This window comes from Staphylococcus sp. GDY8P126P (genome assembly GCF_017891965.1).
Lineage (GTDB): Bacteria > Bacillota > Bacilli > Staphylococcales > Staphylococcaceae > Staphylococcus > Staphylococcus saprophyticus.
Genome location: NZ_JAESKG010000001.1, coordinates 377,678 through 390,209, shown reverse-complemented (window position 1 = coordinate 390,209; position 12,532 = coordinate 377,678). Strand labels below are relative to the sequence as shown.

The window sequence follows — 12,532 nt, the reverse complement described above, 5'->3', positions numbered from 1 at the left end:
TATGTTTATGTTAAAATGATGGGGGTATTTATATTAAATAACAACATATGATTAATAGGAGGCGTTTTAAATGGAATGGATTTTACCTATAGCTGGAATTATTGCAGCGGTTGCATTTCTAATTTTAGTAATTGGTATCGTTGTGGTATTACTTTCAGTTAAGAAAAATTTAGATCACGTAGCAAAAACACTTGATGGTGTCGAAGGACAGGTTCAAGGTATTACGCGTGAATCTACAGATTTACTTCATAAAGCGAACCGCTTAACTGAAGATATTCAAGACAAATCAGATCGTTTAAATTCAGTAGTTGATGCTGTTAAAGGTATCGGTGATTCTGTACAAACTTTAAATGGTTCTGTTGATAGAGTGACAAACTCAATTACGCACAATATTTCTCAAAATGAAGATAAAATTTCTCAAGTAGTACAATGGTCAAATGTAGCAATGGAAGTTGCTGATAAATGGCAAAATAGAAGAAATCGTAGAGATAGTGCAAATTACAAAACGAGCAGTGTAGCAAATGACACGAATCATAGCTATACTACACGTGTAGATAACAAATAATTCATATATTAAAAAACAAATGCACTTAAATGAGGTTTGAAACTTATTTAAGTGCATTTGTTATAGGGGGCATTGGACAATGAAGTATTATAACCGTGATAATTATGAAAGAAATTTAGAAAGTTACGAAGTGCCAGAATATTTTACAAAAGGTGCCAGAAATGAATTTGTATATGGATTTATTGTAGGTGCTGTTATAGGTTCCGCTGTTGGTTTAGTATCCATTAGTAAGTCGAGAGCAACGAATAAATCTATTCCAGAACAAGACAATCAATTTAAATCTAGCATTATTGAGCAGTCCGAATTAGAACGTCAAGAAGCTGACGATAAAGTAAATGAAATTAAATCAACTATTGACGACGCGCAAAATAAAAATACAGAAGTAACCGATGCAGAATTATCTGCGCAACGTGTAGCGATTCAACAAGAAACTTCTGATAATAATTTAGCTAATATGTCACCGGATGCCCAAGAACAACAGGAAGTGACAACTAGTGAAGATGCAAATCAATCAGATGACAGTTTAGCACATATAGATCCAAATGCAGAACCAAGTGAAAGTGAAATTAATGCACAACAAAATGCAATTAAAGAAGAAACAGAAACAAGTGATGCGAATATAGATGGTGAAAACTCAAATAGCAATGCAGTTACTGCAGGTACAGCAGCTGGTGGTGCAGTTGCAGCGAGTGGATTAGCTAAAGCAGCACATGATAAAAATGAAGCGTTAAATGAAGATAATCAAGTTGCAGAAAACACAGCTAATCTTTTAAAAGAAGAAGAAGCGCCTGCTAACACTAACACGAATAATAAAACGCCGAATTTGGTTACTCAAATCGATGAAACAGATGATAGTAAGCAAGGGGCAATTGCAGGTGTGGTAACTGCGTCAGGTTTAGCATTAGCGGCTAAAAATAAAAATAAAGCATTAGATGACAATCCTTCTGTTGCAGAAAACACAGCTAATTTACTTAAGCCAGAAGCTCCAGCACAGACAAAACATAAAGTTGTACCTAATTTGGTTACGCCAAAGGTTGAAAGTGCTGTTGAATCTACAACAGATAAAGTAGAACAAGGCGATAAAAAAAATGATACAAAAGTTAAACCAGAAGCTGCAGACCAGAGAGTAAAACAAACACACGATCAAGTTGCATTTAAAGATGGTATCATCGTTCATGAAAATGCTTCTGGTCAAACGCAATCAGCAACAACTGCTACAAATTTAGATTCAAAAAATGATGGTATCATTAATCATGATGATTCAGAATCTGCAGATAACCTATCATCTACAAAAGACGCAAGTACTTTGACAAATGAAAGTACTACTGAATCTGAAGCAACATATTCAAAAAACAGACCACAAACGAAGAAAACAGAAAAAGCAAAAAGTAAGATTGATAAAAGAACATTTAATGATTAAAAATATTTAATAAAAAGAATCGGACGCTTTGTTCGATTCTTTTTTTATGTAGTATTATTTGATACATATCTATTTGCTTAATAGAACATTATGTAAAGCGTATCGTTGATTAAATATGACATGTCTTATGAATTTGAAGCATATCATGAACAAGGAATTTGTAAATTTATCTATAAAATTTATAAAAAAGAAGTAATAGTGTAAAATATAACTAGCAAATGACTGAAAATTTAGTTATCATTAATGTTATTCACTTTTTAAGTGAATTTTTAATAATCCTTACTTGAACTTATAAGGAGTTATTGTTAGAATAACCTTTAACATATATTTTATCGCTTTAAAGCAGAATAAAATATTGGTTTTAAAATTTTTCATAGAGGTGAATAAAATGGCAGACAAATTACAAGAATACAGAGATGAGATAGTTGAAATTAATGAAAAAATCTTAGGTCTTTTATCTAAAAGAGGTAAGATAGCACAAAAGATTGGTGAAGAAAAACGCAAACAAGGTACACTTGTTTACGACCCACAACGCGAAAAAGAAATGATTAATCAGTTATTAGATCAAAATGAAGGTCCATTTAATGACAATGTGATTAAACAACTATTCAAAGAAATTTTTAAAGCCTCTACTGATTTACAAAAATCTGAAAATGAAAAACATTTATATGTATCGAGAAAATTAAAACCAGAAGATACAATCGTTCAATTTGACAACGGAGGCATCATTGGAGACGGCAACAAATCATTTGTATTTGGTCCATGTTCAGTTGAATCACAGGAACAAGTCGATGCAGTCGCAGCTAATTTACAAGCGAGAGGTGAGAAATTCATTAGAGGTGGCGCATTTAAACCTCGTACATCACCGTATGATTTCCAAGGCTTAGGTGTCGAAGGGCTTAAAATACTTAAAAATACGAAAGATAAATATGGTTTAAACGTTGTAAGTGAAATTGTAAACCCAGCAGACTTTGAAGTTGCTGATCAATATTTAGATGTATTCCAAATTGGTGCACGTAATATGCAAAACTTTGAATTATTAAAAGAAGCTGGTCGTTCAAATAAACCTGTATTATTAAAACGTGGTTTATCAGCAACGATTGAAGAATTTATTTTTGCAGCTGAATATATCGCATCACAAGGTAATGAAAATATCATTTTATGTGAACGTGGTATCCGTACTTATGAAAAAGCAACTAGAAACACGTTAGATATTTCTGCAGTGCCTATTTTAAAACAAGGCACACACTTACCAGTTATGGTAGATGTTACACATAGCACTGGTCGTAAAGATATCATGCTACCTACTGCAAAAGCAGGATTAGCTGTTGGTGCAGATGGTATTATGGCTGAGGTTCACCCTGATCCATCTGTAGCATTAAGTGATAGTGGACAACAAATGGATTTCAATGAATTTGATGCGTTCTATAAAGAACTTAAACCATTAGCTGATATGTATAATAATAAACAACTTAAATAAAGTATTACGTTAATTAAAATGAATGCCTTATAATCCTAACTATTTAGTTAGTATGGATTATAAGGTTTTTTATTTTAAAAACATTTATTAATAATTGGTTTATTTTTAATAAAAAGCGTATGAAATGACGTATCATTCATTAAGTTATAAAAATCGATTAAAGATAAATAGACGTTCATATCATATGAATTGAATTATTTATGAATTTTAAAAACAAAATAATTTTACAATGAGCAAAAATATGGTAAACTTTGAAAATGTTATGAAAACAAGTTACAATGATAAAGAAATCGCTTTCAAGGAGGAAAAATATGACTGTAACAATATATGATGTAGCTCGTGAAGCTCGCGTTTCTATGGCAACTGTTTCACGTGTTGTCAATGGAAATCAGAATGTTAAGCCGGAAACACGTGATAAGGTTAACGATGTTATCAAAAAATTAAATTATCGTCCGAATGCAGTGGCAAGAGGATTAGCAAGTAAACGTACAACAACAGTTGGCGTAATCATACCAGATATTTCAAATGTTTATTATTCACAACTGGCTCGTGGATTAGAAGATATTGCAACAATGTATAAATATCATTCTATTATTTCTAATTCAGATAACGATCCAAATAAAGAAAAAGAAATTTTCAATAATCTACTTAGTAAACAAGTAGATGGTATTATCTTCTTAGGTGGTACTATTTCAGAAGAAATTAAAGAACTTATTAATAAATCATCTGTACCAGTTGTTGTTTCAGGAACAAATGGTAAAGATGAAGGTATTTCATCAGTTAATATTGATTTCAAAACAGCAGCAAAAGAAATTACTACTGAATTGATTGAAAAAGGTGCTAAAACATTTGCGTTTGTCGGTGGCGATTATTCCAAAAAAGCACAAGAAGATGTATTGACTGGACTAAAAGAGGTTTTAGATTCAAATCATCTTGAATTAAAAAATGAACTTATTTTTAATGGCAATGAAACTTACAAAGATGGGCTACGCGCATTTGAATCATTAAAATCTGGAAAACCAGATGCGATTTTGTCAATCAGTGATGAACAAGCTATTGGTCTTGTACATGCAGCACAAGATGAAGGTGTGAACGTTCCAGAGGATGTACAAATCATTAGTTTTAACAACACAAGATTAGTTGAGATGGTAAGACCACAACTTTCAAGTGTTATTCAACCTTTATATGACATTGGTGCAGTAGGTATGAGATTATTAACTAAATATATGAATGAAGAAGAAATTGATGAACCGAATGTTATTCTTCCACATAGAATTGAATATAGAGGGACGACGAAATAAATCGTCAATGCGTTTTAAAGCAAATATATAAATTAAAGCCTACACAAATTATTGTGTAGGCTTTAATTTATACTCTGAGCTAGTACATATTGAAGATGAGCTTTTTTGTATTTATTATATTTTGAAAGGTCATGTATATCTGGGATACGGTGTGAACATGTATTTTTCACCCATAGTAGGGTGATGAATCTAAGCTTAACAGTAAATGCTTCTAAAATTTTTAACATACAATGTTTTAGGCGGATTTCTTCAAAATGACCAAGTTGTTCAAATTATTATTTTAACTATAAATCTTACTATTTAAACCAACTAATTACCTGTTGTGCATGTTTTAAATTGGTAGCTGTAATTTCTTCCTCTCTAGGTATATCGATGTAATTTTCTTTATCATCCTGCCAGTGCTTTGGTAAAGTACAGGTAGCATAAGGTTGCCATTTTTCAAGCCATTGTGATGGTAATTGACCTTGTGGTGGTGGTGCTTCTATAAGCGCTAGGAATACGTGTGACCAAGCTCTTGGCACTACTTTCCAAATGTTATAACCGCCACCGCCAAACATCATGACTTTGCCATTTGTATATGTATCAGCCAAAGATTTAATGATATAAGGAATTTGGTAAAGTGTGTTTAATGTACAACTCATGTGTGTTAGTGGGTCCAAATAATGCACATCCACACCATGAACACTAACAATGATATCTGGTTTGAAAGAAGCAATAATAGGTTCAATCGTTTGCTTAAATACCTCTAAATAAGAGCTATCTTCTGTGTATGGTTCTAAAGGAATATTAACTGTATAGCCGAAACCTTGCTCATTACCACGTTCTGTGTAATGTCCAGATCCAGGAAATAGAAATTTGCCTGTTTCATGGATCGAATAAATTAAAGCTTGGTCTTCAGTGTAAAAACTCCACTGTGTACCATCACCATGATGTGCATCTGTGTCTATACATAATACACGTTGATTATAGTGTTTAATCAAGTAAGCAATAGTGATAGCCACATCATTATATATACAAAATCCATTTGCACGACCTGGTAGACTATGATGTAAGCCACCTCCGAGATGACAACCATTTTTAACGCTTTTATCCATGATAGCATCAGCTAAATTTAACGCACCACCAACAATTCTAGCGCTATGTTGGTGCATCCGTCTAAATTGCAATGTATCATCACCATCTAAGCCATATTTTTTAGCTTCTTTTAAATTTAAAATACCATGGGACGCACGTCTAATGGCTTGTATATAGTCGTAAGAATGTATTAGTGATAATTCCTCATCTGTTGCGATTCTCGGTGTTATGATGTGTTCAGGCTTTAAACTGCCTAGATCTAACAATAATTCTGTAGTTAGTTTTAATCTCATTTGATTAAAAGGATGATCATTGCTGAAACGATATTGAAGTAATTCATTTGCGTATACATAGCCCGTAGTTTGTTGCATATTACTCATAAATTTCTCCCCTTTAAAAGAAAAAGCGATTCATAAATCTGATATTATCAAATTCTTGTAATTGATTGATTGAAATACGTGAACCAATTCTTGCCATTAAACAATTTGCAGGATGACTTGTAATTTCAGGGTCATCAGTAGCAAAAATTTCAAGGCCCCCATAACCCATTAGTTTTTGCATTAGTTTTTTATATTCATATACGTCGAGACCAGAATTTTTTAAATCCCAGTGCCAGTAATATTCTGTAGTTAATACGATATAATCTTCATATTCATCTGCTTTTAAGCTTAATTTGATAAGTTCACTTCCTAAATGTAAATGTCGATAAGGCAAACTGATTTCAATAGCACCAAGTTCGATTAAATAATCTAGATTGCCACTAGACCAACGTTCGAGTGGATCTGGATAGTGATAAGTCACATAACCGATGATATGTTGTGCTTCATGTAAGACATAGATACGACCTTCTTCTAGTTCACTGATTTCTTTTATTGCTTCAAATTGATCTTTAGGTGGTCGAAATGCATATAAACCATCATCAAACGTCATCGTATCGAGTGAAGAAAGTGGTACAGGACCTTCTATTATAAAATCACCTTCATTTAAGTGATAGGTTTGAGATTGATATGTTTTGATATGTTTCATTTTTTCACTCCAAACTACCGCATATAATATAGTCAACAAGTTTGTTATCTACATTATAAGTTAAAAAGAGGAAAAATAACATATAAATAAATACGCTTACACTTATTATTTTGAAAATTCCGATAACATTCGTTATAATAATTTTTAAGCAAGCGATTTCATTCAGAGGGGGATTTAAAATGAAAGTAGAAGTTTATAAAGGTGAAGGTGGAGATTTTAACCTTCAAGACTATGAAAAAGAATACAATCATTTTAACTGGAAAGATGTAGAAAAATCATTTTCATGGTACGAATCTGGCAATGTTAATATGGCACATGAATGTATAGATCGTCATGTGGACGAAGGCAAAGGGGATAAAATTGCCTTACATTATAAAGATGATAAACGTAAAGAAAGTTATACTTTTGAAGAAATGAAAATCAATTCAAATAAAGCTGCGAATGTTTTAAAAGAAAAAGCAAATGTTGAAAAAGGAGATCGTGTTTTTGTATTTATGCCGAGAACACCTGAACTCTATTTTGCGTTGTTTGGAACTTTGAAAATAGGTGCAATTGTTGGACCTCTATTTGAAGCATTTATGGAAAAAGCGGTTGGAGATCGTTTACAAAATAGTGAAGCAAAAGTAATTATTACAACGAATGCGTTACTTCCTAGAATTCCTAAAGAAAATCTACCTCATTTAGAAACAATTGTTGTCGTAGACGAAGCCGTTGATGAAAACTATGTCGATTTTAATAGTGAATTCCAACAAGCAAGTGAGTCATTTGATACGGAATGGTTAACAATGGATGACGGTTTGATACTTCACTATACTTCTGGTTCTACCGGACAACCTAAAGGTGTTTTACATGCACAAAGAGCAATGCTCTTACATTATATATCAGGTAAGTATGTATTAGATTTTAAAGAGGATGATGTTTATTGGTGTACTGCAGATCCTGGTTGGGTCACAGGAACATCATATGGTATCTTTAGTCCTTGGTTAAGTGGTGTAACAAACTGTATTGCTGGTGGAAGATTTTCACCAGAGGCTTGGTACAGTATGATTGAAGAATTTAAAGTTACCATTTGGTATACAGCACCTACAGCACTTAGAATGTTAATGAGTGCAGGGGATGATGTAGTTGAAAAATATGATCTTTCTTCAATCAAGAGTATTTTATCTGTTGGCGAACCTTTAAATCCAGAGGTCATTAAATGGGCAAAAGATGTCTTTGGCAAACGTGTACTCGATACGTGGTGGATGACAGAAACTGGTGGTCATATGATCGTCAATTATCCTTCTATGGATGTAAAATTAGGCTCAATGGGTAAACCTTTACCAGGGATAGAAGCAGCAATCATTGATGATCAAGGTAATGAATTACCAGCGAATCGTATGGGTAATCTAGCGATTAAAAAAGGTTGGCCATCTATGATGGTGTCCATTTGGAAAAATCCAGAGAAATATGATTCTTATTTCATTGGAGATTGGTATGTATCAGGCGACTCTGCATATAAAGATGAAGATGGCTATTATTGGTTCCAAGGCCGTGTTGATGATGTGATTATGACAGCTGGTGAACGTGTTGGCCCATTTGAAGTTGAGTCTAAATTGGTTGAACATGAAGCAGTAGCTGAAGCGGGTGTAATTGGTAAGCCAGATCCAGTTCGTGGTGAAATTATCAAAGCATTTGTGGCGTTACGACCTGATTATCAAGAATCAGATGAACTTAAAAAAGAAATTCGTAAGTTTGTAAAAGAAGGCTTAGCGGCACATGCTGCACCAAGAGAAATCGAATTTAAAGAAAAATTACCAAAAACACGTTCAGGTAAAATCATGCGTCGCGTATTAAAAGCATGGGAATTAGATCTGCCAGAAGGCGATTTAAGTACTATGGAAGACTAGTATAAACGATAAAAGACGAGTTGAATTTACATGCTAAAGTGAAATCATATTTAATTTATTATCGTAGCTATCAAATACAATTGTATAAATGATTAAAATGAAACAAAAGTTATATCCTTAAACATTTAAAGGGTATAGCTTTTATTAATTTAAAATAATAACAACTTAGCAATATTTAGCCTATTAACAATAAATCGTTAATTGATTCAAGATAGTGATTTAAAGTAATTAGCACTGCAATTTAAAATTTTTAATTTCTTCATTTACATAAATGGAAGTACTGAAAAAATTTATAGAAAGCAGATGTATTAAGCATTATGATAAACTACGATATATAAGTAAAGTAAGTTACCATGATTAATGAATTAAAACTCATAGCGACATATGGTGTAATAGTACAATATAAGTATATGTTTTTAGTTTAAATTTACAATTTTACACATATAAATTTGAAAGCGCTATCTCTGTTTGTCGACAATGCTATTTAAGTTGGTTAAAATTAACTATGTAAGGAATTATTTTTTATCAGTAGTATATATCACTAGCATATAAAGATTATTGATTTAAAAGTTTATTTTAAGAAGGGGCGAATGAATTTGGCACATTTATCTGATTTAGATATTGCAAATCAATCAACATTAAAACCGATAGGAGAAATTGCTGAGAAGGCGGGAATTCCTTCAGATGCACTAGAACCTTATGGACATTATAAAGCCAAGATTGATATTAATCAGGTTCAACAGAATAATGGCAAAGGTAAAGTAGTGTTAGTTACTGCTATGAGTCCTACGCCTGCTGGTGAAGGTAAATCAACTGTTACGGTTGGTTTAGCAGATGCATTCAATCAACTTAAGAAAAAAGTAATGGTCGCACTTCGTGAACCAGCATTAGGGCCAACATTTGGTATCAAAGGTGGTGCCACTGGTGGTGGTTATGCACAAGTATTACCTATGGAAGACATTAATTTACACTTTAATGGTGACTTCCATGCGATTACTACAGCGAATAACGCATTATCTGCATTTATCGATAATCACATTCATCAGGGAAATGAATTGGAGATTGATCAAAGACGTATCGAGTGGAAACGTGTATTAGATATGAATGACCGTGCGTTACGTAATGTGATTGTTGGACTAGGTGGTCCTACACAAGGTGTACCACGTGAAGATGGTTTCAATATCACGGTCGCTTCAGAAATAATGGCCATTTTATGCCTAGCTAACGACATAAACGACTTAAAATCTAAAATAAGTAATATTACAATCGGTTATACACCTAGTCGTAAGCCAGTAACCGTTGCTGACCTAAAAGTTGAAGGTGCGTTAGCGATGATTTTAAAAGATGCGATTAAACCGAACTTGGTACAAACAATTGAGGGAACACCTGCATTAGTACATGGTGGCCCATTTGCCAACATTGCACATGGTTGTAATTCAATCTTAGCTACAGAGACAGCTAGAGATTTAGCAGATATTGTAGTTACAGAGGCTGGCTTTGGATCTGACTTAGGTGCAGAAAAATTCATTGATATCAAAGCGCGTGAAGCAGGTTTTGAACCATCTGCCGTAGTTGTCGTTGCAACAATTCGTGCTATTAAAATGCATGGTGGTGTAGCTAAAGATAACTTAAAAGAAGAGAACGTAGACGCATTAAAACAAGGTATCGTAAACTTAGAACGCCATGTGAAAAACGTTAAGAAATATGGCTTAGAACCGGTAGTTGCATTAAATGCGTTTGTACATGATACAGAAGCAGAAACTGAATTTGTTGAACAGTGGGCCAAAGAAAATGGCGTGCGTTTAGCTCTAACAGAAGTTTGGGAAAAAGGCTGTAAAGGTGGTATCGATTTAGCTAACAAAGTCTTAGAAGTCATCGATCAACCACAAGATTTCAAACATTTATATGAATTAGAACAACCGTTAGAAGATAAAATTGAAACCATTGTAAAAGAAATTTATGGTGGTGCCAAAGTTGCATTTAGTAGTAAAGCTCAGAAACAATTAAAACAATTTAAAGAAAATGGTTGGGATAACTATCCTATTTGTATGGCTAAGACACAATATTCATTTACGGATGATGCTACAGAGTTAGGTGCACCAGAAGGTTTTGAAATTACTATTCGTGAATTAGAAGCAAAAACAGGTGCAGGATTTATTGTTGCTTTAACAGGTGCAATTATGACAATGCCAGGTTTACCTAAAAAACCAGCAGCATTAAATATGGATGTTACAGATGATGGACATGCAGTAGGTTTATTCTAATAGTTTAACGGCACAATGAAATGTTGTTAACAGACATTTTTATTAACTATAATGGCAATCTAATGTGCTCGCGCATTAGGTTGCTTTCTTAATTTATTGTCTATACGCTTACGATGTTAAAAGTCACATACTACTTTAAAATTTCGTAGGCATAGATATGACTCTAATCTAAAACTATAAAAAATCGCTATGAAATAATTAACTGACACAGATTATTTTATAGCGATTTTTATGTATTTATTTTGTCATTAAATGCTTTTTGATATCAAATTTTTCTGATTGATTAAATTCATGCTGTGTTATTTTCTTTTCAACTAACATACGTTTTAATACATAATGTTGTCTATTGATGCCTATTTGAATTTGATCATCTGGTTTGAGGACACCATCTTCTTGATAAGGTGTGTAATAATAAGGACTTTGTAATAAACCAATGAGGTATGCAGATTCAGCAATATTAACTTCTGAAGGTGGCTTTCCAAACAAACTATAGGAAGCTGATGAAATACCAGATATATTAGCTCCATTATAATCACGACCAAAAGGTACAATGTTTAAATATGTATATATAATTTCATCTTTTGTTAGTAAGTTTTCAGCGCGCATAGACAACACAAGCTCATTTGCTTTTCGATCATAAGTTTTTTCGTTGGTTAAGACTTGATTCTTTACTAATTGTTGAGTAATTGTACTGCCGCCCGTTGCTGCATCGGTATTAAATAAATCCTGTCCAACTGCTCGCAGTAATGCTTTAGGTAAAATACCATTATGTCTATAAAATAAGCTATCTTCGGAAGCTGTTAATGCTTTAATTATATTTTTATTAACATTTTTAGGACCCACTATTAATGGGTTTAATGATTGGTTATATTCGGAAAGGATATGTTGATTACTATAGTTAATATCCTGAGTACCGGTAATATTAAGCAATTTCAATCTTAGTGTATTATCAGATATGTGTTCTGATTCTTTAGTGATGCTTTGAAAATAAAATACAGTAATGGCTAATAGTATGATTAAGGTACATGTAAGAATCGTAAAAAAACCAATAAAAATATGTTTGAGTTTTTTGTAAATGATTTCAAATTTTTCATACTTTGATATTTGCGGTTGATGTTGTAAATTATTTTCAACTTTTTGGTGCGTCATATGTTGCCTCCTTATTTAAGCAACATTATAACACAATTTATGTTATTGACTTTTAAATTATAGTTAATTATAATAAGTATCAATTCGATATCGTTTTTGGATAGAGGAGAAGTAGCGTTTTGTGTAAACTAAAGAGAGTTAGTGGTTGCTGTGAACTAATGTTACATAATTTGTGAATACACCTTAAGTTTTTAATGAATCCAAACGTTTTAGTTAATGAACGTATCATTAATAAAGTTATTTGACTTAAAGTATGGTGGTACCGTGCGCATGCGCCCTTACATTAATTTGTAAGGGCGTTTTTCTATTTTTTTAGAAATCTATATATGTTGCAATTTAACACATACTACTTAACTCGAACTTT

9 protein-coding genes are annotated in these 12,532 nt (G+C 32.7%); 6 read left to right on the top strand and 3 right to left on the bottom strand.

Features of this window, described 5'->3' with window-relative positions:
• Nucleotides 1-70: 70 nt before the first annotated feature.
• From KA893_RS01885 to ccpA, 4 genes are all read left to right on the top strand, one after another.
• On the top strand, nt 71-565 hold the full coding sequence (locus KA893_RS01885) for a DUF948 domain-containing protein (protein ID WP_002483004.1): 495 nt from the start codon (nt 71-73) through the stop codon (nt 563-565).
• Between the two features lie 79 nt (nt 566-644).
• On the top strand, nt 645-1,985 hold the full coding sequence (locus KA893_RS01880; protein ID WP_210125552.1) for a YtxH domain-containing protein: 1,341 nt from the start codon (nt 645-647) through the stop codon (nt 1,983-1,985).
• Nucleotides 1,986-2,373: 388 nt separating this feature from the next.
• Nucleotides 2,374-3,465, top strand: coding sequence for a bifunctional 3-deoxy-7-phosphoheptulonate synthase/chorismate mutase (locus KA893_RS01875; protein WP_002483006.1), 1,092 nt, complete (start codon nt 2,374-2,376; stop codon nt 3,463-3,465).
• Between the two features lie 311 nt (nt 3,466-3,776).
• A complete protein-coding gene (ccpA, locus tag KA893_RS01870; protein WP_002483007.1) occupies nt 3,777-4,766 on the top strand; it encodes a catabolite control protein A in 990 nt (329 codons plus the stop codon).
• A gap of 296 nt (nt 4,767-5,062) precedes the next feature.
• Here ccpA and KA893_RS01865 read toward each other — a convergent pair whose 3' ends face one another.
• Both KA893_RS01865 and KA893_RS01860 read right to left on the bottom strand, forming a co-directional pair.
• Nucleotides 5,063-6,220 (bottom strand): acetoin utilization protein AcuC, encoded by a 1,158-nt coding sequence (locus KA893_RS01865; protein ID WP_037538258.1) that lies wholly within the window; start codon nt 6,218-6,220, stop codon nt 5,063-5,065.
• A gap of 13 nt (nt 6,221-6,233) precedes the next feature.
• A complete protein-coding gene (locus KA893_RS01860; protein ID WP_002483009.1) occupies nt 6,234-6,866 on the bottom strand; it encodes a hypothetical protein in 633 nt (210 codons plus the stop codon).
• 179 nt (nt 6,867-7,045) lie between these two features.
• On the opposite strand from KA893_RS01860, the gene acsA reads away from it, so the two are divergent.
• Both acsA and KA893_RS01850 read left to right on the top strand, forming a co-directional pair.
• Nucleotides 7,046-8,755, top strand: a complete 1,710-nt coding sequence (gene acsA, locus KA893_RS01855) for an acetate--CoA ligase (RefSeq protein WP_210125550.1) — start codon at nt 7,046-7,048, stop codon at nt 8,753-8,755.
• A 596-nt stretch (nt 8,756-9,351) separates the two neighbouring features.
• Nucleotides 9,352-11,019 (top strand): formate--tetrahydrofolate ligase, encoded by a 1,668-nt coding sequence (locus KA893_RS01850; protein WP_069822064.1) that lies wholly within the window; start codon nt 9,352-9,354, stop codon nt 11,017-11,019.
• Between the two features lie 237 nt (nt 11,020-11,256).
• Here KA893_RS01850 and KA893_RS01845 read toward each other — a convergent pair whose 3' ends face one another.
• The gene (locus tag KA893_RS01845; RefSeq protein WP_210125548.1) at nt 11,257-12,168 is read right to left on the bottom strand and encodes a biosynthetic peptidoglycan transglycosylase; all 912 of its coding nucleotides are present in this window, start codon (nt 12,166-12,168) and stop codon (nt 11,257-11,259) included.
• Between the last annotated feature and the right edge of the window lie 364 nt (nt 12,169-12,532).

Coding starts and splice junctions, on each gene's coding strand:
- KA893_RS01885 (WP_002483004.1), top strand. CDS start 71: ATGGAATGGATTTTACCTATAGCTGGAATTATTGCAGCGGTTGCATTT.
- KA893_RS01880 (WP_210125552.1), top strand. CDS start 645: ATGAAGTATTATAACCGTGATAATTATGAAAGAAATTTAGAAAGTTAC.
- KA893_RS01875 (WP_002483006.1), top strand. CDS start 2,374: ATGGCAGACAAATTACAAGAATACAGAGATGAGATAGTTGAAATTAAT.
- ccpA (WP_002483007.1), top strand. CDS start 3,777: ATGACTGTAACAATATATGATGTAGCTCGTGAAGCTCGCGTTTCTATG.
- KA893_RS01865 (WP_037538258.1), bottom strand. CDS start 6,220: ATGAGTAATATGCAACAAACTACGGGCTATGTATACGCAAATGAATTA.
- KA893_RS01860 (WP_002483009.1), bottom strand. CDS start 6,866: ATGAAACATATCAAAACATATCAATCTCAAACCTATCACTTAAATGAA.
- acsA (WP_210125550.1), top strand. CDS start 7,046: ATGAAAGTAGAAGTTTATAAAGGTGAAGGTGGAGATTTTAACCTTCAA.
- KA893_RS01845 (WP_210125548.1), bottom strand. CDS start 12,168: ATGACGCACCAAAAAGTTGAAAATAATTTACAACATCAACCGCAAATA.